Genomic DNA, 22,753 nt, shown 5'->3' on the forward strand with positions numbered 1-22,753 from the left:
AAATTCGATTAACATTTGCAACAATCTTCGCTTTATATTGAAAGGCTATTCAGCCTTATAATTTGCTCGCTATTTGCAAGGAGTGAAATAAAAAACAAATGTTACAAAGTGTTTCTATGTTTTATTTAGTGTCTTTACTCTACCTCTGGTATTGATGCGATTTATTCTTATCTTATTAATATAGTTAGTTTTTTTATTTATTCCTCTTTTAAGCTATAAATTATTTGTGGTACTATCTTCGTAGTTTTAGAAAGCGTATTTATTGAGTCAATTTGATGGCTAAGCAAATTATTGATTAATAAATATGGCTAAACGATAGTGGAATCGATGGTAGATTTTGCTCGTTGCTTTGTTCTATTTAAGTAGTTAATGGATTAATGTTGTATGCTCGAACAGTCTAAGTCTCACCTTTCTTTTTTTTCTTCTTCTATTTTTATTGCTGAAAACGATAAAGCCCTGAAAAGTTTTGGTTTAACAGAGCTGCTTTATTTCAAAAACATCGATTCGTTTGAGACTGAGTTTTCAGCAAAGCAACATCTTGGGTTAATCATTTTAGATTTACCAGCTCAAAAACAAGATGAAACATTGGCTTTCTTAAGGCAGTCAGAGACGTTTTGGTTAAGCACCATATTTGTTTGCCAAGCGAGTTCGCTGTCGACTCATTTGGCTAATGGTATTTGGTCTGAGCAAAGCAAATCATTGGCTGAGTTTAGTGAAACCCGTAAAAAGCAGTTGGCAGTAAACAGCACTTTAGTTGAAACCGCGGTGATGAAGTTACTCAGTTACTTGTGGGTGTTTAAAAATGCGACTTTATTGCCAGCAAAATCGCCTCAAATGCAATCTCTGTATTGGTACCCGTTACTTCAAGCTTGGGGCATAAAACCAGAAGACAGTATTAATTGGCTTGCCTCTATGGTTCGAAGAAACTGGCTAGAAGTCGATTCATTGGTTAATCGCGTGCGTTATTGTCAGTCTTGCCACAGTGGTCATCTTAATTATGTTGATACTTGCCCGTCTTGCCAATCTATAGATATAGGACTTAAGGCAAGTTTGCATTGTTTTAATTGCGGTCATGTTGCAGCAGAACATGAGTTTAAGCAGCAAATCGGATTGGGGTGCCCAAACTGTTCAAAACCGCTTCGTCATATTGGCGTTGATTATGACCGACCCATAGAAAATCAGCAGTGCAATAGCTGTTTTAACTTATTTGTAGACTCAGATGTGGTTGCAGACTGCATGGATTGCGGTGAGAAAAATGACGTAAATAACCTGATAGTGCAGAGTGTTAATAGCTACAAGCTATCAGCAAATGGCCGCAATTTGGCGAAATTTGGTGAAAAGTTTAATAGCTTCATGTTCGACCAAGCTGAAAATATTAACTTCACGCAATTTTGCTGGTTATTACAGTGGCAAAATAACTTGGCGCTCAGGCACAAACAAGAGCATAGCGTTGTTTACATTACAATGGAAAACGTCGAGCAATTCATTCAAGACAAAGGCGAGAAAGTGGCTTTTTCACTGTTTGATGAGCTAGAGCAGCGGATAGCAAAAAGCATTCGTCTTACCGATATTTGCTGTGTACAAGAAGAGCATAGTTTACTGTTGTTTTTGCCACTCACTCCATTAGCACAATTGCCAAAAATCTATCAAAAACTTAATGAAATAGAGCTTTTACAGTCAGATAAGAATATCGCCTTGTCTATTAAAGCGTTGGCGCTGCCAGATAAAAGCATGTCTGATGATGTGAATATGTGGTTGTTTGAGGCGCTTGAGCAAGCTAGGAGTATTGAGTTTTGAGGGAACTAAATACTATCTGGTATCTAGTCGCCAACATATTCTCACAAGCGACGGAGTTTTTTACCCAAATGATGATGTTTGTTCCCATGTATTTGGCCTACGAAATGCCGTTGTTTGTGTTGATCACTCTAGGCGTAATTAAGTGGCGTAGGGCAAATGCAAAACTGCTAAAAAAGCCCTCTCATTACTTCCCAAAAGTGAGCTGCATCATCACCTGCTATGCCGAAGGAGATGCGGTTAAAACGACCATAGAGTCTTTGGTGGAACAAACATATCCGGGCGAAGTTGAAATCATCGCTGTGGTTGATGGTGCGGTACAAAACAAGCATACCTATGCGGTAGCGAATTTTTGTATGAAAACCATCAAACGTACAAAACGACATATTCGAGTGTTGCCTAAATGGCAACGCGGTGGGCGAGTATCTACTTTAAATGCGGGCCTTGATGCGGCTAAAGGTGACATCGTTGTCAATGTGGATGCTGACACCTCGTTCGACAATGATATGTTGTGCCGCATAGTGCGTTTGTTTGAAGATCCGAATGTTCCCGCAGTTGGTGGTGCGCTTAGAGTAAGAAACGTAACCAGCTCTATTTGGACAAGAATGCAGGCAATCGAATATTTAGTGTCTATGCAGGGCGGTAAAACAGGGCTTGCGCAATGGAATCTAATTAACAATATTTCAGGGGCATTTGGCGCATTTAGAAAAGACTTCTTAAAGCAAATCGGTGGCTGGGATACCCATACTGCAGAAGATCTCGACTTAACCATTCGCATTAAACAATACTTTAAGCGCCACCCTAATCTCAAAATTCCGTATGCGACACTGGCAATAGGTCACACTGATGCGCCTGACGATTTCAAAACCTTGTTATGGCAAAGGTTACGATGGGATGGTGATTTACTGTTTTTGTATTTTCGAAAACACTGGCCAGCCTTTTCGCCAAAATTATTGGGTTGGAAAAGCTTTTTATTCACCTTGCTCTATGGCTTTTTACAAAATGTGATGCTGCCGTTTGTGGTATTGGTGTATTTAATAGTCACTATGATTATCTATCCTTGGCAATTTATTGTGTCTTTGTCTTTGGTTATTTTTACGCTGTATTTTTTCACCATCGCGTACTTTTACACCTTAGTTTTATTAGGTGTATCTGAGCGACCAAAACAAGATCTCAAGTTAGCAGTGTGGCTACCGCTTTATCCCATTTATTCCATGATCATGCGCACCATTTGTTGTTTTGCATTGCTCAATGAACTGGTTCGCCGTTCCCATGAAGAAAGTTCGATGGCGCCTTGGTGGGTGCTAAAGAAAGGACAAAAGTTCTAGTTATTATCCAGAGCTCAGGTTTATTAAGTGTTTTAAGTTCTCGTTAGGTTTTAAAAGATGAAAATTAGGTTTAATGGAAGTACCAAGTCTGAAAATCCGCAAGTTGAGAAAGGGCTGAATGTGGCTTACGCAGGAAGCAAGCGCGCCGCCTATCAGTTCCGCTGGTATCTCTTAGTACTATTGGTGACGTCTCCGATAGGGTTAGTTTTATGGTTATTTCTTTTCCCCAAAGTGTCAATTGTGGCCCCTGGCATAGTGACTAGTGAACCGCTTACTATTCGAGCGCCATACGATGGCGTGATTAAATCTGTGCATGTCAGTAAGGCGATGAATGTTGAACAAGCTCAAGATTTACTGGTACTGAGCAATACAGAACTTGAAGCACAATACAACGAAATTAACCGACAAATGATGATGCTTTACACCCAGCAAATGCCACAAAGTCAGATCATTTTAAGTCAGTTAGAGCAACGTAAAAAAGTCGCCAAACAAGGTGTTCAGCGACAAAAAGAGTTACTTGAAAAATACGAAAGTTTTAAGCAAAAAGGGGTGATCCCCGCAGCCGATTTAGCCAGTGCGGTAAATGCGTACAATGCTGCACAAATGGCGTATGAGCAAACTAAAGTTGATATTTCAAGAGAGAAAGAACGTCAAGAACTAGAGCGCCGTTTTGGCTTAAAAGGGCAAAGATATAATGATCTAAGCTATGAGTTTTCGCGTTTAGCTGCACTTAAGCAGTCGCTGTTTATAAAAACCGACAATGCAGGGCGAATAGAAGACGTATTGGTGCAAACTGGTGATCGTGTCACTGCAGGGCAGCCTTTATTACTCATTGATACTCAGAAAGAAAGTAAAGTAGTCGCCTATTTAGACCCAAAGCACCTTGAATACTCGAATATAGGACAAGAGGCGCAAATTCGCTTTCCAGATGGCACTAAGCTTAATGCAAGGATCAGTGAACCCACCGAGTTAACTTCTCGTTTGCCAAGTTTTTTAATGGGGCCATTTGAGGGTGAAAAAACTGCACTAAAAATTACTTTAAGTTTACCGATCCCAAACCATTTTCAGGTCGAAGGGTTACCAATTGATGTCAGGTTTAAACATCAAAAGGTTGAGCAAGCATTCGCTTTATTTGAAGAAAATGGCTTGTTGTAATAAATGCAATTAAGTTGTTTGTTTATTGTAAGTTTTCGAGGCCGCTCAGTAGTCGCTGAGTGGCTACATGTTGATGAGCATTACTAACAAAAAATGTCATACTTTCATTTAGTAAGAGCGAAAAATATTACTTTTCATATATCAAGAGCAGTGAGCTTTTACACATTTGTTCTGTTTAAATTCAATTTTTCTTATAAATCTCAAAGCTAAAAAATATAAACTTTAGTATTACATTTTTGGGGTTTTAATGTTATTTATTAACTTTGGGGCAATAATGTAGTTGCCGAATTTAAGCCGTGGGGTATATCAAAAGCATGTCTAATATTTTTGGTTATTATTTTACGTGTTCTGCTTGTCACTATGCATAATAAAAAAGATCTCGCCTACCAGTACTTATGCAATGATTTATTTACTCGATCTAAGATAGGTCCTGTTTTTTATGTCTTATCGACTCTTATTACAGGCTTGCTAGCAGGTTTCCATACGTCTACCTCTGTGCCATTTATTGCAGCACTGGGTGTGTTGAGTATTGTCGCAATCATTCGTTTGACAGCTCGCCCTCCCGAAAACGGGCAAGCTTCATTAGATAAGTTTGTTCACAAGCATTGGGTTTTAGTGTTTTGTTGTGTTGCAACTTGGTCGCTGTTTTTTAGTTGGACTGTTTATCAGTTTGGTTTAAGCAGCGCTTTTATTTTTGGCTTAGTCAGTACAATCAATTTTTCGACTGCGATTGCTCACCAGTTTAGCCCACAATTGAAAAGGGCTTTGTTTTGTAGTTTGTTATGTTTAATACCGACCTTGGGGGTTATCGTTTTATTTCAGCCTTCGTTGCAAGTTGCTGCATTCGCACTTGTGCTGTACATGCCGTATTTAATGTTAACCGCCAAAAATAGTCACAAAGAATATCATGATCACTTGGATAACAAACTTCAGCTAGAAGCCGCGCTCGTTGAGCTTGAAGTGTTGTCTATTACTGATGGCTTAACGGGTTTGTTCAACCGCAGAGAGTTTAATCACCAATTAGAGAAAGCGTTGGCTGCAAGTAACCGTACTAAGCAAGCAATGGGTCTCATTTTATGTGATATCGATGACTTTAAACGTATCAACGACAGCTATAGCCATACCGCAGGTGATGATTGTCTTATTCATGTTGCTAAGGTGCTTAAGCAAGTTTTTACAAGAGAGACCGACATTATCTCGCGCGTTGGCGGTGAAGAGTTTGCCATTATCGTGCTCGATGATAACGAAAATTCAGCTATGAAAAGTGCAGAAAACTTTCAGCAAGCATTAAGTGCTTCGATTTGCTCCACGCAAGGGCATGAAATTGCGCTAACGGCCAGTATTGGAGTGGTGCGCTATCAAGCGCAAATGAACATTAAGTTACATCAGCTCTATGATTTAGCCGATTCAGCCATGTATAAAGCAAAGAATAACGGCAAAAATAGAGTCGAATACGCCGCGCTTTAATGAGCTAAAATATAGTGTATACCTTGATAACTCTTTAATAACGCGCAGATAAACACGTGCGCGCTATCATTTTGGTTATGCCACTTTCAAAATAGATTGAGACCAAACACCTCTTTTACATCAAACAAAACTTGCTGCGTTTTACGGTCGGCGTGTTCGCTGCCTTTACGCAAAATATCGATTAGTTGGGCTTTATCATTTAAATACATCGCGCGTTTTTCGCGAATTGGGGCGATTAGTGTTTGCAAGCAGTCTTCTAAAATCTTTTTGGTTGTACCATCGCCTAAACCGCCCGTTTTATATTGCTGTTTAAGCTCAGCAACATAGGCGGTGTCTGGGTGAAACGCATCAAGGTAGGTAAAAACCACATTGCCCTCAACTTGCCCAGGGTCTTCTACTCGCAAGTGATTTGGGTCGGTATACATCGACTTCACCGCGGTACGAATGTCTTTTTCACTTGCACCTAAATTAATGGTGTTGCCCATGGTTTTAGACATTTTGTTTTTACCGTCGGTACTTGGTAAGCGCGGTGCATTACTCAACAAAGCGCGGCATTCATTTAAAATCGGTTTGCCCGCAAGTGAGTTTATTTTTCTTACTATTTCATTGGTTTGCTCAAGCATCGGCAGTTGATCATCACCCACCGGAATAAGCGTGGCGTTAAACGCAGTGATATCCGCGGCTTGCGAAATTGGGTAGGTTAAAAACCCCGCGGGAACACTGCGATTAAAGGCTTTACTTTGAATTTCACTTTTCACTGTTGGGTTGCGCTCTAAGCGCGAAATAGTAACTAAATTACTGTAAAACATGGTGAGTTCAGCAAGTGCTGACAGTTTTGATTGCAAACAAATAGTGGTTTTAACAGGGTCGATCCCCACAGCTAAATAATCAGCCACCACATTTAAAATGTTTTCGCTGACTTTCTTTGGGGTGTGGGCATTATCGGTTAGGCCCTGCATATCGGCGACTAAAATGGCTTGTTCGTGCTCATGTTGCAGCTGAATTCGTTGTTTTAATGAGCCAACATAATGCCCTAAATGCAAAGGGCCTGTGGCTCTATCGCCGGTTAAAATAATTTCTTTTTGCTGTGATGTTGTCTGTTTCATTGTGTATCTCCAAGATAAAAAATAGCTACTGGAGATACAAAAAAGACATGTTGCTTAAGCTACCTACCAGCAGCTTAAGAATGTGAAAATCCTGCGCCGCTCTATTGTGAGCGCCACCAAGATGTAAATGATGTATTAGTAGAAATATGTAATGTATTTTTCATAACACGCACAAATTAGCAAACCTCTACAAATTTCACAATCAAAGATTTTGTTTATACCAATTCTGTTAAGTATGTGATCAGGGATAGCGCTGGATAAATGAAATGGTAACAAGGCGGAATTTTTCTTATGTAGTTGTTCTACATTGATAAATTCTAACGCAGTTAGCATGATATTTAGCCCGCTAGGATGTTCAGCTATTTAAGTGAATTGGTATTAGTTACTTTGTAAGCGACAAACCATATTTAGTGAGTTTGCGATACAAAGTACGGCTACTGACACCGAGTTTAAGGGCCAACTCTTCGGTGCTACCTTGGAAATGTTCAACAGCTTTCGCTAAGAAGGTATGCTCAGCCTGCTCTAGCGATAGCACTTCAAATACCTCGTCATAATTTGGCTGTGCCAAATCTGCGTTAGGCTGCAAATTAGCTGTGTTTTCGAAAGGGATGTCGGTGTCGTAAATGACATCGTCATCGGCCAAAATAGCAGCTTGCAATACGATGCTTTTTAACTCTCTAATATTACCGGGGTAAGCATATTGCGAGAGCCTTTTAAGTGCCGCTTCACTGAAGTGTTTGTCCTTAAATTCAGAGTGTTTTAAAAAGAACTTAGCCAACAAGGCAATGTCAGCTTGGCGGCTTTGCAGTGACGGTAAATTTATCGGAAAAGTGGCAATTCGATAATATAAATCTTTTCTAAACTCGCCTTTTTCAACCATTTCTAACAGGTTTTTATGGCTTGCGCAGACTAAGCGAAAATCTGTTCGTTTTTGTCTTAAGCTGCCTACTGCACGAAAGCTTTGTGTTTCAATTAATCGCAGCAGTTTTACTTGCATATTAAGCGGTACATCACCTATCTCATCAAAAAACAAAGTGCCGCCTTCGACAATTTCGACCAAGCCTTTCTTTTGGCTTGTGGCACCAGTAAACGCGCCTTTTTCGTGACCAAATAACTCAGACTCGAATAGCTGTTCGGGTAAACCAGAACATTCAATAACAATAAACGGCTTTTCTTTACGCCTACTTGCATCGTGCAACGCGCGAGCAACTAATTCTTTACCTGTGCCGGTTTCGCCTTGTAATAATACCGAGATTTCAGTTTTGGCTGCGCGGTTTACTTTATTGAGTAGCGCTTTAAAGGCATCAGACTGGCCGAGCATTTTATTCTTTTGCGCTTTTACTGAGGCAAAGTCAATTTTATCGAGGATCTCAACAAAGCCCATTAAAACATCGTTTTCGTCAAAAATAGGCTTCATCACAATATCGCAATATTGCTTACCTAAATGGGTATCGTGAATATGCACGACACTGGTGGGCTTGTTGGTTTTTTTGCACTCGAGCATGGGGCAAGCTTCACCCATTTGATCGCAGGGTTTATTTGCCTTATGCGATATGGCAAAGCAGGTACTTTTACCCAGCTCAATTGGGGTTTGATAGGTATCGCGATAGGCGTTATTCACCGCCACAATGGCATAGTTTAGGTCAATAAAAATTGCTGGTTTATCAATAATATTGATTAAACCTTGGATCACCGAATTTGCCATATTGCACACTTATCCAAGTTAGTTTGTTACCGTTTAACTAAAGCGAGTGTACTGCAAAAAAACCGTCGTGACAAAAGTGTCTTTTAATCTCGTTCTGTCTGACAAAAATGTCACTTAATAATTATTGTTTTTATCGAATGAATTTTTGAAATGTAAAATTAACGATTAAAAACAATGCTTTATTTTATTTATCGACTACAACTAAGGTTGGTATGTTTTCTGCGATAACAAGAAGTAACCTAATCTAAAGGAGTTCGAAATGAATGAAGCATTGGTCGAATTGTCACGTTGGCAATTTGCACTTACCGCCATGTTCCACTTCATATTTGTACCGCTGACCTTGGGCCTGAGCTTTATGCTGGCCATTATGGAATCGGTATATGTGATGACGGGAAAAGAAATCTATAAAACCATGACTAAGTTTTGGGGAAAGTTATTTGGTATTAACTTCGCCCTTGGTGTGGCTACGGGATTAACCATGGAGTTCCAGTTTGGTATGAACTGGGCATATTACTCCCATTATGTCGGTGATATTTTTGGTGCACCGCTGGCAATTGAAGGGTTAATGGCGTTTTTCTTAGAATCTACGTTCGTTGGCTTGTTCTTTTTTGGCTGGGATAAAATGTCAAAGGTCAGGCACCTTATGGCAACTTGGCTTGTGGCGTTAGGTTCTAACTTTTCGGCGCTTTGGATCTTAATTGCCAATGGTTGGATGCAGCACCCGGTAGGCGCAGAGTTCAACTTCGAGTCGATGCGTATGGAAATGACCAGTTTTGCTGAGGTGATGTTTAATCCCGTTGCCCAAGTTAAATTTGTGCATACCGTATCAGCAGGTTATGTCACAGGCGCAATGTTTGTCTTAGCTATCTCGAGCTATTACCTGTTAAAACATAAGCATATTGCCTTTGCGCGTCGCTCATTTGCAATTGCAGCAAGCTTTGGTTTAGCGTCAATTTTATCGGTGATTGTGCTCGGTGATGAAAGTGGCTATGAGCTTGGCGATGTACAAAAAGTAAAACTCGCAGCAGTTGAAGCCGAATACGATACTCATCCTGCACCTGCACCATTTACGCTGTTTGCTATTCCCAACGATGAAAAAGAAGAAGCCGAATATGCGGTGCGCATTCCTTGGCTGATGGGCATTATCGCGACGCGCTCGCTTGATGAAGAAGTGATAGGCATTAAAGAGCACAAAGTACTGCATCGTGAGCGTATTTTATCTGGATTAGTTGCTAAAAACTTACTCGATACCGTGCGCAGTGGTAACGCAACAGAAGCACAAATGGCACAGTTTGAAGCACATAAAAAAGACTTGGGCTATGCCATGTTATTAGAGCCATTCACCAATGATTTTGTGAATCCAAGTGAAGAAGCCATCGAAAAAGCGGTCAACTACAGCATTCCACCAGTTGCGCCCCTTTTCTGGAGTTTCAGAATTATGGTGTTCTCGGGCTTTATTATGCTATTCGTTTTTGCGGCAGCATTTTATTACAGCACTAAACATCAAATCACCAAACCAAAATGGCTGTTAAAACTGTCGCTGTTCTCTTTACCTCTGCCTTGGATTGCCTCTGAAGCGGGTTGGTTTGTCGCAGAGTTTGGTCGCCAGCCGTGGTCAATTGCCGAGGTGCTACCTGTGCATGCTTCGGTATCAAACTTAACCGTGGGTGAAGTGTGGTTTACCTTAATTGCTTACACCAGTTTTTATGCGGTGATGTTTGTTATTGGCTTCTATTTAATGAAGAAATACGCCAAAAAAGGACCTGTGCCAGAAAAGCAAAGCACACCTTTCGATGGCAATGCGCAACTATCGGCTGAAGGAGCACAATCATGATTGATTATGAATTTTTACGCATAGTGTGGTGGGGCTTAGTAGGCGTATTACTAATTGGTTTTGCCATTACCGATGGGTTTGACTTAGGCGTGGGAGCACTGCTTACCTTAGTAGGCAAAAGCGACGAAGATCGTCGCGTGATGATCAATACAATCGGCCCCCATTGGGATGGTAACCAAGTGTGGTTTATTACTGCTGGCGGCGCAATTTTTGCGGCTTGGCCGCTGATTTATGCGGCAGCTTTTTCGGGGTTTTATATCGCTTTAGCGCTAACACTCATTGCCTTATGGATGCGCCCAATTGGCTTTGACTATCGCAGTAAATTGCCGAGTAAAACCTGGCGTACAGCGTGGGACTGGGCGCTATTTTGTGGCGGTTTAGTACCTGCACTTATCTTTGGTGTGGCGTTCGGTAATTTACTACTAGGCGTACCATTTGAATTTGATAACACCTTGCGCCCGACTTATACCGGCAGTTTTTTTGGCTTGCTTAATCCGTTTGCTATTTTAGCAGGGCTGGTATCGGTCGCTATGTTGCTGACCCATGGCGCTAACTGGTTACAACTTAAAACCGAAGGAAATTTACTCGCACGCGCGCGCATTGTGTCGTTCTATTTGTCATTAGTGACTGTGTTGCTCTTTATGTTAGCGGGTGTGGTCGTTGCCAATATTGACGGTTATGTGATCACCTCAAGCGTTGATCCTTTAGCAACATCAAACCCGCTGACTAAAACGGTTGAAGCGGTATCGGGCGCATGGCTTAACAATTACAGCACTTATTCGTGGATGCTAGTTGCCCCTGTACTTGGCATTTTTGCGGGGCTTGGCTCTGCATGGTTTAGCAAGCAACAGCGCGGTGGCTGGGCGTTTTTAATGTCGTCATTGATGATGGCAGGCATTATTTTAACCGCAGGCGCTGCCATGTTCCCATTCCTTATGCCAAGTAGCAGCATGCCAAACGCGAGTTTAACAGTGTGGGATGCCACATCGAGTTATTTAACGCTCAAAACCATGTTTATCGTTGCCTGTATTTTTGTGCCAATTGTATTGAGTTACACCGCATACAGTTTTTATGTGATGCGCGGGCGCATTAAAGCGCAAGATTTAGATAAACCACACACAATTTATTAAGGAGTGGCTTATGTGGTATTTCACTTGGATTTTAGGTGTTTTATTAGCGTGTTCTTTCGGCATTATTAATGCGATGTGGCTAGAAGCCACCGAAGACATGGACAGAGACGACACCAGCGATGATTAAACACAATCACGCATCAACTGGCGACATGGAGGTCGCCGCTACCGAGCTGTTACATAGCCAGCAGCACAAAGTAAAAAATGCGCTGCTGGGTGTGTTAGCTTTTAAAAGCGGTGCCTTTTTATGCCAGCTGACGGCTTTCGCAGCATTTAGTTTTTTAGTGGCCAGATTGCTCGCAAGTGATGCAAGTAGTCTGGTTATGAGTCATTTTTTTAGCGCAAACACACACTATGAATGGACGCTCAATGTTTTAGTTGGGGCACTGGTTTCAAGCTTAATACTGAACCTTTTTGCTCATAACCGCCTAATGGCGTTACAGGCAAGCAGCTTGGCCGATTTAGAAGCGCAATTACATGGCGCTTTTAAACAAGGGCAACACGCGTTAGTTCGTCAACATAGTCATTTTTACTGGCAGCAACTAAGCACCGAGCACCTGCATGCGATGGTGAAATTTATCAGTGAATTTCAATTGCAAAAATGGCTTGCGGTGGTTACGCCTTTGTTATTGCTTGGCGTGATTGCTTATGTAAACTGGTTTGTATTTATTATTTTATTAGTGTGTTTGCCTGTGGTGCCGCTATTTATGATCATCATAGGCAAAGGCGCAAAGCACTTACATAACACCTATTTTGTGGCATTTGAGCGTTTAGGCAGTATGTTTGCCAATCGCCTTAGCAACATTGAATTGATCAATGTATTTTCTGCCAACAGGCAACAAACACAGCGTCTTGAGCAAAGTTCAAACACGCTTAATTCCAGCACCATGAAAGTGCTTCAAGTGGCTTTTTTAAACCAAACTGTGTTAGATTTTTTTTCAACGCTGTCGATGGCACTCATTGCCGTTTATGTCGGGTTTAACCTGTTAGAAGAGATAAATTTAGGGCCCAAACTGGTATTTGCCGATGGCTTATTTTTACTCATCGCTGTGCCTATGGTGTTTAGTGAACTTAAACAATTGGGCAATTTATACCACCAAAAAGCCGCTGCCCAAGTTGCGGCATCAGAGCTGGCTAGTGTGCTTTGTAACAGTCAACAAAGTGCCGATGTACAGCAATCTCCTAGCATAGATTGGTATGACTTTCAGGTCGTTAATACGCCGGTTTTTGCAAAGCATTTATTTGTTGAGCGTAGCCAGCACATTTGGCTAAGTGCCCCTTCAGGTGCCGGTAAAACGCTGTTATTTGAAGCGCTTAGCAAACAGCGCCAAGCCAGTCACCAAACCACACAAAAAGTGGCGCTGCTGACACAATCTCCCTGTATTTTGCGCGGCACGGTGCGCGACAACTTAGCACTCAATAACCCAATCTCTGATAAAGCGCTTTTTGCGATGTTAGAAAAAGTTGAGCTAATGGCTTGGTACAAAAATTTAAAGCAGGGGCTTAATACGCCGATGGATGAGTGTCCGCCACTTTCTGGCGGTGAAAAGCAGCGCTTAAGTTTAGCAAGGTTATTATTGTGTGATGCCGACCTGTATTTACTCGACGAGCCCACCGCGTTTTTAAGTGACGCGCAACATTTACGACTCTGCCATTTAATTGAAACGGTTTTAAAAGATAAAACCGTTATTTGGGCGTGTCATAAGCCGCAGTCACAGCGCTGGTTTAGTCATATTTGGCACATCAACGAGCTAGGCGAGGTGCTTTGTCATGCAAACTAATACACTAAAAACCAACTTATTGGCGCTGTTACTGAGTGTGGCTTATAGCCTAGCGGCAATGGGGTTACTGCTGGTTTCGAGTTGGTTTATTGCGGCGGCAAGCGTGATGGGCAGTAGCTTAAATTACATGTTACCCGCCGTTATTATTCGGGCCTTAGCGCTTATTCGCATTGCATCGGGTTATGCAGCCTTGTTGGTTGGCCACAGTGGCTTTTTTAAATCGTTACAAACCAAACGCATGACGCTATTTGCAACAAGTTTGAACAACTTAAGCTTGCTTGAGCAAGTTAAAAGCAGCGCGCAGGTTGAGGCAATGAGCACCACCACAGAGCAACAAGCTGCGCTTTGGATTGCTTGGGTAAATCAAAATGCTGCGATGTTTATAACCTTACTGCTGCTAAATATCAGTGTTTACTTGCTTATTCCAAGTCATCTTATTTATGTGTTGTGTGTAACATTTGCTTTTATTTTAGTTTACGCGCTGCTCATTGTGTTTGGCTTAAAACAAGCGGTCAAAATTGCCAAACAAAAAGAGCGCTTTGTCACTGAATTCGACGATAAGTTACACAGCTCACCACTTTGGCATCTTCAAACTGAGTTTTTAGACAAACATATACAACAAAAAAACAGTCAATTCGCATCAACCTCTCAGCTGTTAAACGCGCAACAATCACAGCAAAAGGCGATTTTTTACGGCCAACTCTGTTTGCAGCTTTTCGCCATTTTAGCTTTGTATCTGCTTTTTACGCAGTATGCTGGCGCGGCATCGCAAAATGCATTATTTATTTTAGTGCCCATGTTATTGCTAAGCGTTAACGATTGGCTTGGCAAGCTACTGCATTCACAATCTGGGCTAGTAGATTTTATTCAAGCCAAACAAGGTGATGCTGAAAAAGCTCTGGTGAATACAACCGATAAAAAAGCGCAGTCATCGTCACCCCAAATTACCCGGCATAGCCAAACAATTCATGCGCTGAGCCTTAATAATGTAACCGCTTGCAGCGTGCAACGATTGCCCATTTCTATCGAAATAAATCATGCCGGTTGCTATTTATTTGAGGGCAGCTCCGGGGCTGGTAAGTCGTCGTTATTAAAAGCAATTGCCGGGCTTCAGCAATTTCAAGGCGACATCTCGTTTAATCAACAATCCATCGTCCAACAATTTGGCAAATTACATGAGCGCATTGTTTACTGCGGGCAATCAGCTCCCGTATTAGATGGCACTTTGGCTGAGAATCTTTCTTTAGGTCATGAAATAGAGCAAGACACACTACAGCAGGTGCTCAATGACGTTAATTTGTCTTACCTAGGCGCATTAACGCAATGGCTAGGATCAGGTGGCAGACAGCTCTCTGGTGGCGAAAGACAACGCCTGAACCTCGCACGAGCCTTGTTATTTAAGCCCGATGTGGTGCTACTAGATGAACCTTTTGAAGCGCTCGACAATCACAATATTGCACTTATGGTTCGGCTTATTAATCAATTGAGTAAAACCTGTATCGTGCTGATTGCTAGCCATATTGTGCCGCAAACCTTAATGCTTAATCAGTGTATTGATATTGAAAATGATCGTGTATTTTCTAAAGAAAATGGCTCAGAGGAAAAGTGCTATGGCTGAGTCCTTAGATGTCATTGAGATAGTTTTAGATAACCAGCTAATTGCTTATTTAATTAGGGATACGTTAACGCCTTATTGTGCGGTAATTGCACTTTGTATTTCTGATCAGAAAAAACACGACTATATGGTTGAACGACTTGAAAACTGCCCGTGCGAAACACAGTGGTGGTTAATCGCTTGCGATGCCAATGCCCAACTGAGGTGGGTGAACCAGTTAGCGCAGCGATTTACGGGGCAATTGATGCTAGCAAAAGCGTGTTTAACAAATACACCAAACCATGCCCCGTTAGATGTAAGTAATGGTGACATGCTTGAGCATAATGAGATGCTGCACTTAGGCCATTTAATGCTCGCCATTCAATATATCAAGGCAAAGAGCTCTAAAGTATCGCTACTTGTTTGTGACAACATCGTGTTCTGTTTGCCATCTAATGTACTTGAGTTTTCATCAAGTAGCATGGGCAATGTACTCAAACAAAGCAGCATAAAGTGGGATAAATTCAGTGAGATTTATTGCCCGACATTCACAGCAGATCAGCCTTTTTCGACTTCAAAGCGCACTTTTTGGCAACTTGAAGCCCTGCTAAGCCGTAATAACTTAACCGACCCTTTAAAAAATTAGATAGGTAGCGAGATGACCGAAACCAAGCGTTCAACAATACAAACAGCGATTTATGCCTGTGCAATATCTTTAATAGTATTTGCAGGCCCTGTGCATGCTAATGATGCAATCGCGCAAAAAGCACAGCTCGATATGCAAGCCAAGAAGATCACCAATGCATTTGCAACCGAGCTAAAAACCACCTTAATGGCAGCAGTAGCAAAAGGCGGGCTATCTGCTGGTGTTGAGGTATGCCAAGAGCAAGCCCCTGAAATCGCCAAAAAATACTCGAGTCACGGGTGGCAAATCAGCCGCACAAGTTTGAAAACTCGTAATAGTCAGAATACCCCCAATATTGACGAAATAGCGATATTACAAGATTTTGCTAAGCGGCTGGCCAGCGGTGAGCCTGCAAAAACAGTGTCCTATTCAAACTTAAACCCACAAAGCGGTGAATACCAATTTATGAAAGCCATTCCAACCGGGCAAGTGTGCCTAGCTTGTCATGGCGAAAATATTAGCGACGACTTACAGGCAAAAATCAAAGCGCATTATCCCAAAGATACAGCCACAGGTTTTAAACTTGGAGAGTTAAGAGGCGCGTTCAGTTTTAAATACAAAACGGCTACGCAATCAAGCGGTAAAAACTGAGCTTAAATAATTGCAGGCGGTTTGCTTTGTGTGTAATTTTTAAAGGTACAAATCTGCCGTATGTTTTTTATTACGCTTTAAAAAATTGAAAGGAGTTCACAATGCAAGTCGATGACATTCGAGTATTTATACCGAGCAAAGATTACGCTGAAAGTAAACGTTATTATCAAGCGTTAGGTTTTAACATGGAGTATGTTTCTGAAGACTTAACTCTGTTTGATAATGGCAATTGCTTTTTCTTTTTACAGCGATTTTATAACCAAGAATTTGCAGAGAACTTAATGATGCAGCTTTCGGTACTTGATATTGAAGAAGTTTTTGAACGAGTAGAAAAACTAGAAGGTTTTGATATTAAGTTTGAACCAATCAGCCAACAGCGCTGGGGTAAAGTGTTTTACCTATGGGGACCCTCAGGCGAGCTTTGGCACATTACTCAGTTTAATAGTTAAACCCTATTCAGCCATAAACCATTTTTAAAGGAATAACATGTTAACCATCGAAAGGCTCAATAACAGTCATATTGAGGATGTTTTAGAGGTCAGTATTGCTGACGAGCAGTTGCAGTTTGCAGGCACCCCCAATGAATTTATACAAGATGGCAGTGACACCGCACATTTACACGTTTTTAAGTTAAATAAGCGTATTATCGGTTTCTGTAAACTAGATATTGCGTATGCAACGAGTTACGACTTTTGTCCAGAAGGCGGGATTGGCTTGCGCTTTTTTGTCATTGATAAATCACAACAAGGAAAAGGGCTCGGCACCCTTGCAGTAAAAGTGTTGCGTGAATATATAAAGCAACATTACCCGCAATTTAACGCAATATACTTGAGCGTTAATTGTCAAAACCCAGCAGCGAGAGCGTGCTATTTAAAAGCTGGGTTTAATGAGTCAGAGACACTTTATTTAGCTGGGCCTTCAGGGCCGCAGCATGTTATGTACAGCAATCTTGACTAGGGGCTGCTCTCGGGCACTTTTAATTACGGCTTTGTTTTCGCTAGCAGCGCCTTTAATTCCTCAATCACAATACTGGGCTCGTAGAAAAAGATATTGTGCTGCTCGGTGTTGGCAAAACGGGTAGTTTGTTTTGTTGAGAGTGTGTGCATGTCGTCAATGGCTTTGGCGTACATGGTTTTCATTCTATCCCAAGTTCTTGGGTGCCAGGTGTCGGGCGCATCGCCGCCTTGCCAAATACCGTTCTTATTCCAAATCAGAGTCAGTGGCGTTGCTCCGAAATTGTCGCTATTTCGAATAAACTCAGCACTGGTTTTGTGATTTATGCGCTCAGGATTGCTATTTGGATTATTAAAACCCGCTTGCTCGGCCTGCATTCTGGCGATTTCATCTTTGCTGTAGGTGTCTTCTTCTGGGTTCCACTTTGCAACGCCGTTGTAAAACATGCCGTATTGAGTGGGGTCAACTAACAAAACGGCAGAAACTTTGTCTTTATAAAGATGATTGTAAGCACGCACAGAGTAAGAACCATAAGAGTGCGACACCATCACATAGGGCGGTTTAACCTTGGCTTTGGTTAGTAAACCATCAAGTTGTTTGGCGATAACTTGAATATCGTAATGGCCTTTTGAGCGGCTGCTTTTGCCAAGATTCGCTCTGTCATAAAAGCAAATACGATTGGTTTTACTGATAGATTCGATCACACTTTCCCAGCCGCCGTCTGAACCTGCGCCGCCAAATCCTGAATGCACAATAATATTCGGTGCTTTTTTACCAAAACATTCTATATATAGAGACGACCCATCAATATCGACGTGTTGAGCAAGACTGGGAGATACAGCTGTATTTGAATGTTCGTTTGCATGAACTGAAGTAAAACCAATCAACAAGAGAGAGGCAAATAAGTGAGCGCGCTTAAACATCTAATTCCTTGAATTTTAGATCTATTAGCATAAATTCACACAGATTTTAGCAGCTTGCAAGAGTAATTATTCTAGTCGCGCTTTGAATAAGGGGGCTGATGTAAAAATAATCTAAGTTACCTTACTCAATCGAATTGCAGGAATTTTTTGGGTAAGCCGTCATTTTGACGGTTTGAATGGCTTAAAGATGGTGATATTGCGCAGAATGCAATGAACAACATTTATATACTAGCCCCACAATAACAAGGGGTAACGAGAAATGAAAACAGATAAACAAGGCATAGGGCGCTGGCAAGGGGCGGGCATGATGGCCACCACTTTGTTGGGCACTGGGGTATTTATATTGCCACAATTAACCGTGGCACAAGCAGAGTTTAGTGCGCTCTATGCTTGGATATTATTAACTGTGGCAATTGTGCCGGTCACGCTGATTTTTGGAAAATTGGCCGCACGTTTTGCCCATGCGGCAGGGCCAGCTTATTTTGTCGAAAAAGCGTTTGGCAAGGTTGCAGGTCGAGTGATTGGCTTAATGTTTATGTGTGTGGTGCCAATTGGCGCACCAGCTGCCATTGTCATGACCTTTATGTTTGTGCAGCAAATTTTGCCAGTACAAGGGCAAGCTTTACTTGTAGGTCAGCTTTCTACCTTACTGTTTTTATGGCTAATAAATTTACGCGGCATTCAAGTGTCGGCCAAATTACAATTTGCGCTTACGCTGATTATTTTAGCTTTGGTGATCTTACTATTTGGAAAAAGTAATCCAACTGCGGCCAGCTTTAACACCAACTCATTCGATACCTATGCCATGCTTGGCGCTGCGGGTATCGCATTTTGGAGCTTCTTAGGTGTCGAGGCAATGTCGCACCTTTCGGATGATTTTAGGAACCCAGAAAAAGACATGATCCCAGCGATGCTCATCGGCACAGTGTTAGTTGGTGCCGTTTACGTGGCCTGCACTTTATTAGTTATCGCCTATCCGAACAATGAATCACTCAGCATGGTTGGGCTGTTCAATGCGTTCTTTGGTGAATTATTCGGTCACAACGGCCATTATGTTATTGGCGTTTTAGGCGTCGCTGGTGGACTGGCAACCGTTAACGTATATACCGCAAGCCTTGCACGATTGATCTGTAGCTTCGCTGAGCAGGGCGTATTACCAAGCTATTTGGCAAAACGTAATGAATTCAATGTGCCTTTAAGCGCGCTAACCACGCTCATGCTGGTAATTGCACTGGTTTTAATTGTCACATTTTATAGCCAACAAGACCTAGAAGACTTAATTAACTGGGTGAACGGTGTGTTTGTTGTGATTTACGCCGCCGCCATGTTAGCGGCATGGCGATTACTGAGTGTTAAAAACCGCCCGATGATTTTACTTGGTCTAGGGTTTTGTGTCGCACTTGCTATCGGCATAGGTGCACATATGATCTATGCATTTATTTTGATGGCAGTTATCACCCCATTTGTGATGCTGCAAAAACGAAAACAGCTTACCAAAGTGAGTAATGCTTAGCGGTGGGTTCGGTGTTTAGAAATATTTAAATAGATAAAGGCATGAGGTGGAAGCTTCGTGTCTTTCTTGGGGGGATTGAGTAATTAACTAATGCTATCTAAATAATTTAGAGAGTTTTCCTACAGTTGTGAGCGTGTTAGCATACTGAAAAAAATTAGAGTATATGGATGAATACAATAACTTTTTCTCGTTATGCCGCATTATTTACTTATGGTTTAGTCACTTTTTTTATTTATTCAATTTTGTCTTCTACGGCAAGCATACAAACTCTTTGGCTTGGTTGGTCTAACCTTCTTGAAAAAGTATTTAATACCTCGGATTTAACTAGTTCTTATAGTTACGATATTTTTCTGTTTTTAGGTGGTGTAGCAATTCATAAAATTGCGGATAGTTTTTCAATTTACGACTCAAAAAGGTATTGGCAATTTAACTGGCGTTACCCCTCGTTGATGCTCTCTGTAACTTTTACTGTATCTATTTGGGTGTTTACTGAATTAAAAAACAACTCTAGTTATCTTGAGCAAGATTATATTTTAATTTTTTTACCTCTTCTTATAGGGTTAGTATTTTTACCGTTGCTTTCTTGTTTAACTAGACTTACAACAAGAATAACTACCTTTATAACAAAAGATGCAAAACAAACTCCTCAAATCCATAGTTCAGTGGAATTTATCGCAGATAAGGTCTTGTCTGCCCTAGAGCAGGAGCAAAATAAAAGCGTACGAATTTCACTATGTGGTCCCTTTGGCGTGGGTAAAACAACGGCCATAAATTCGGCTGTTGAAAAGCTCAGTAATAAAAATAATCAGCCAAAGCTAGTTCACTGCAATATTGAACTATGGGGCGTAGAATCTGAATCTATTATTCAGTATGTTCTTGATGAAATATTGTTAGCTTTAGGAAAAGAGATCGATATGTGCAGGTTTCGCTCTTTACCTTCTAATTATATTTCTGCCATGAACGCAGGAACTACTTCCTCTAAAATACTTGCAGCATTCATTCATAAACCTACGTCACCAGATTTAGTTTTGAGCAGCTTGAGTGACGTATTAAGTGCTTCAAACTTGAGATTGTTAGTAACACTACAAGACCTTGATCGTAATAAAAATGCTGTTGAGAGTCTTGATGCTCTTGCTGGACTATTGGATAGGCTTGAGGGGGTGAAAGGAATTGACTATATCTTCGCTGGAGAAAACACACCTCAATTTTCTGATACCTTGCTCCGTATCTGCCCCTTAAGATTTGATTTACCTAAACCCAATTTGAAGAGAGACGTTATTGAGTTAATAGAAGCGTTAATTGATGAAGATTTAAAAGGGTATTACGAAGATATTCAAGCCCCACATTTTGATATTAATCAATTTTCTTTGCTCATAGATTTGTTATTGCCATCATTTAGAGACTTTCAATCTTTACAAAACCAGATTGAATCTTCTTGGGGGAGCTTGAAAGGTGAGGTATTACTCTATGATCTTCTACTAATACATGCTTTAAAAAGCAGTAGGCCAAAGCTTTATGATGTTCTGTATCAAATATTTCAGGGCAACATTTCTACTAAAGACCTCAGATTTAATACTTTTATCGATGATTATTTTAGTGGTTGTACTCCATTAATGAAAACGATAGTCGAAAATACATTAATTCATTTTGGTTTGATTACGTATTTTACATTTCCTGATGATAAAAGAGAGTCTTTAGGCAGGCCTTTGTCATTAGATAACATTACAGAACACCATCTTTCTATTAAAAATGAACGGATTAAAAATATTTTATTTTCAGGTTTTCTCGATGAGAATAACCCCAAGCAGTTGAAAATTCATAAAACACTGCAAAAAGTTGTAACAGGGGAGCTAAGCGCATTAAACGATTTATGTAATGCTTTTAAAAGTTCTGATGAGAGAAAACTCTGGAGCAACTCTTTAAATAATTACGGTTGGGCTATGTTACATAATCAGATAGAGGATATAGATATAGCTCAATCTTTAATTAAGACCGCAATTGCACTCAACCCTATTGAGAGTGCTAGCTCTTTACTTGAAGGGATGAAGGTCAGGCAATCCATAAAAATGAACTTTAAAAGTGGCTTAAGAAATTACCTTTTCTCAGAAGCTGCAATAGTAGATATTGTAGAGTTACGCAGTCAGTTTAATGATGTAACCTTTTGCCAAGTTTGTGATATTTACATGAGCTTCAGCTATATACATAGATTTCATAGAGATGAGCCTGCAGAAGTTGATAAATATCTGAGTTTATTAATAACACGTTTTATAAATAGTGACCCATTGGTAAAAGTAACATTGTTAATGTTTTGTCTTAATGTTTCCAAAGATACTTTACGTAGGCTAGATAAGGCTGCATTGGCTAGGTTATTGGAAATGCTAAATACTCTTGAATTAAAAGATTCCTTGGATGAGTATTTAAAAGCAATAAGAATCAGATTTAATTACAACTTAAACAAACAAGAAATAGATGAGGCATTCTATGAGAATAAAAAAGAAGCAATCGCTCTTGTTGAACAAATGCTAGCACTGAAATAATAGATCATAGGGTCAGGTCTTGAATTGTGTAAAACTCATATAAAGCAAGATCTGACCCCGTAATATTTATCTCGCGTTATCTATTACTTCCTCGATGAAAAGCATCGTTTCTACTTGCTGACGATTTACGCTAAGAATGAAATGTCTGACTTAACCGCAGACCAAAAGAAACATCTAAAGGCTTTTATGGAGGCATGGCGTAATGAGCAATCGTGATTTATTTGCAGAGTTAAGTTCAGCACTTGTTGAGGCTAAGGAGCATTCAGAGGGTAAGCTTACCCTTAAAACTCATCAAGTTAACGACATCAGTGAGTTAAATATCTCACCAGATGAAATCGTGAGTATTCGAGAACAGTTTAATATGTCTCGAGGTGTGTTTGCTCGCTTGTTGCATACATCATCTCGTACATTAGAAAACTGGGAGCAAGGGCGCAGCGCACCAAATGGACAAGCAGTAACTCTTTTAAAGTTGGTTCAACGTCATCCAGAAACCTTGGCGCACATCGCTGAGCTATAACAACCAGTTAAACAAAGAAAATAGCTTAAATGATGAGTTAATGGATTTAGAGTTCAATGTCTATCGAGCTAACTAACATAGCCTTAGCCGTCTGAATGTGACTTTTTAAAGACAGCTGTCATTTGGTAAAGGTGTGAAA

General features: G+C 40.8%; 19 protein-coding genes. 16 read left to right on the plus strand and 3 right to left on the minus strand.

Annotated features, from left to right (window positions below; translation table 11 throughout):
• Positions 1-384: 384 nt before the first annotated feature.
• The 4 genes from ACH784_RS21475 to ACH784_RS21490 all read left to right on the plus strand — a co-directional run bounded on the left by ACH784_RS21475 (position 385) and on the right by ACH784_RS21490 (position 5,744).
• Positions 385-1,797, plus strand: coding sequence for a hypothetical protein (locus ACH784_RS21475; RefSeq protein ID WP_404395882.1), 1,413 nt, complete (start codon positions 385-387; stop codon positions 1,795-1,797).
• A gap of 68 nt (positions 1,798-1,865) precedes the next feature.
• Positions 1,866-3,122, plus strand: a complete 1,257-nt coding sequence (locus tag ACH784_RS21480; RefSeq protein ID WP_404395884.1) for a glycosyltransferase — start codon at positions 1,866-1,868, stop codon at positions 3,120-3,122.
• 57 nt (positions 3,123-3,179) lie between these two features.
• Positions 3,180-4,277 (plus strand): HlyD family secretion protein, encoded by a 1,098-nt coding sequence (locus ACH784_RS21485; RefSeq protein WP_404395885.1) that lies wholly within the window; start codon positions 3,180-3,182, stop codon positions 4,275-4,277.
• A 360-nt stretch (positions 4,278-4,637) separates the two neighbouring features.
• The gene (locus tag ACH784_RS21490; protein WP_404395886.1) at positions 4,638-5,744 is read left to right on the plus strand and encodes a GGDEF domain-containing protein; all 1,107 of its coding nucleotides are present in this window, start codon (positions 4,638-4,640) and stop codon (positions 5,742-5,744) included.
• Between the two features lie 86 nt (positions 5,745-5,830).
• Here ACH784_RS21490 and trpS read toward each other — a convergent pair whose 3' ends face one another.
• Complete coding sequence (gene trpS, locus ACH784_RS21495) at positions 5,831-6,850, minus strand: tryptophan--tRNA ligase (RefSeq protein WP_404395888.1); 1,020 nt, start codon at positions 6,848-6,850, stop codon at positions 5,831-5,833.
• Between the two features lie 382 nt (positions 6,851-7,232).
• Complete coding sequence (locus ACH784_RS21500) at positions 7,233-8,555, minus strand: sigma-54 interaction domain-containing protein (RefSeq protein WP_404395889.1); 1,323 nt, start codon at positions 8,553-8,555, stop codon at positions 7,233-7,235.
• 259 nt (positions 8,556-8,814) lie between these two features.
• Here ACH784_RS21500 and ACH784_RS21505 point away from each other — a divergent pair, with 259 nt between their 5' ends.
• From ACH784_RS21505 to ACH784_RS21545, 9 genes are all read left to right on the plus strand, one after another.
• The gene (locus tag ACH784_RS21505) at positions 8,815-10,389 is read left to right on the plus strand and encodes a cytochrome ubiquinol oxidase subunit I (protein WP_404395891.1); all 1,575 of its coding nucleotides are present in this window, start codon (positions 8,815-8,817) and stop codon (positions 10,387-10,389) included.
• Complete coding sequence (gene cydB / locus ACH784_RS21510; RefSeq protein WP_404395893.1) at positions 10,386-11,519, plus strand: cytochrome d ubiquinol oxidase subunit II; 1,134 nt, start codon at positions 10,386-10,388, stop codon at positions 11,517-11,519. The genes ACH784_RS21505 and cydB overlap by 4 nt, the downstream gene beginning before the upstream one ends.
• Positions 11,520-11,529: 10 nt before the next feature.
• On the plus strand, positions 11,530-11,646 hold the full coding sequence (gene cydX / locus ACH784_RS21515; protein ID WP_010603848.1) for a cytochrome bd-I oxidase subunit CydX: 117 nt from the start codon (positions 11,530-11,532) through the stop codon (positions 11,644-11,646).
• Entirely contained in the window at positions 11,639-13,300 is a 1,662-nt protein-coding gene (locus ACH784_RS21520; RefSeq protein ID WP_404395895.1) for an ABC transporter transmembrane domain-containing protein, read from the plus strand. The genes cydX and ACH784_RS21520 overlap by 8 nt, the downstream gene beginning before the upstream one ends.
• Positions 13,290-14,918 carry an ATP-binding cassette domain-containing protein gene (locus ACH784_RS21525; protein ID WP_404395897.1) on the plus strand — a complete coding sequence of 543 codons (1,629 nt, stop codon included), beginning with the start codon at positions 13,290-13,292 and terminating at the stop codon, positions 14,916-14,918. The genes ACH784_RS21520 and ACH784_RS21525 overlap by 11 nt, the downstream gene beginning before the upstream one ends.
• Positions 14,911-15,540 carry a hypothetical protein gene (locus ACH784_RS21530; RefSeq protein ID WP_404395898.1) on the plus strand — a complete coding sequence of 210 codons (630 nt, stop codon included), beginning with the start codon at positions 14,911-14,913 and terminating at the stop codon, positions 15,538-15,540. Before ACH784_RS21525 ends, ACH784_RS21530 begins: the two co-directional genes overlap by 8 nt.
• Before the next feature lie 12 nt (positions 15,541-15,552).
• Positions 15,553-16,170, plus strand: a complete 618-nt coding sequence (locus tag ACH784_RS21535; protein ID WP_404395900.1) for a DUF3365 domain-containing protein — start codon at positions 15,553-15,555, stop codon at positions 16,168-16,170.
• A 101-nt stretch (positions 16,171-16,271) separates the two neighbouring features.
• Positions 16,272-16,619, plus strand: a complete 348-nt coding sequence (locus ACH784_RS21540; protein WP_404395901.1) for a lactoylglutathione lyase — start codon at positions 16,272-16,274, stop codon at positions 16,617-16,619.
• Between the two features lie 37 nt (positions 16,620-16,656).
• Positions 16,657-17,127, plus strand: coding sequence for a GNAT family N-acetyltransferase (locus ACH784_RS21545; RefSeq protein WP_404395903.1), 471 nt, complete (start codon positions 16,657-16,659; stop codon positions 17,125-17,127).
• Between the two features lie 23 nt (positions 17,128-17,150).
• Here the strand turns inward: ACH784_RS21545 and ACH784_RS21550 are convergent, their stop codons facing one another.
• Positions 17,151-18,047 carry an alpha/beta fold hydrolase gene (locus ACH784_RS21550; protein ID WP_404395905.1) on the minus strand — a complete coding sequence of 299 codons (897 nt, stop codon included), beginning with the start codon at positions 18,045-18,047 and terminating at the stop codon, positions 17,151-17,153.
• A 259-nt stretch (positions 18,048-18,306) separates the two neighbouring features.
• Between ACH784_RS21550 and yjeH the strand changes: the two genes are divergently transcribed.
• The 3 genes from yjeH to ACH784_RS21565 all read left to right on the plus strand — a co-directional run bounded on the left by yjeH (position 18,307) and on the right by ACH784_RS21565 (position 22,614).
• Positions 18,307-19,560 carry an L-methionine/branched-chain amino acid transporter gene (gene yjeH, locus ACH784_RS21555; protein WP_404395906.1) on the plus strand — a complete coding sequence of 418 codons (1,254 nt, stop codon included), beginning with the start codon at positions 18,307-18,309 and terminating at the stop codon, positions 19,558-19,560.
• Positions 19,561-19,727: 167 nt separating this feature from the next.
• Positions 19,728-22,097, plus strand: a complete 2,370-nt coding sequence (locus ACH784_RS21560; protein WP_404395908.1) for a P-loop NTPase fold protein — start codon at positions 19,728-19,730, stop codon at positions 22,095-22,097.
• A 202-nt stretch (positions 22,098-22,299) separates the two neighbouring features.
• Entirely contained in the window at positions 22,300-22,614 is a 315-nt protein-coding gene (locus ACH784_RS21565; protein ID WP_404395909.1) for a helix-turn-helix domain-containing protein, read from the plus strand.
• The last annotated feature ends 139 nt before the right edge of the window (positions 22,615-22,753 follow it).

This window comes from Pseudoalteromonas phenolica (assembly GCF_044788725.1).
Lineage (GTDB): Bacteria > Pseudomonadota > Gammaproteobacteria > Enterobacterales > Alteromonadaceae > Pseudoalteromonas > Pseudoalteromonas phenolica_C.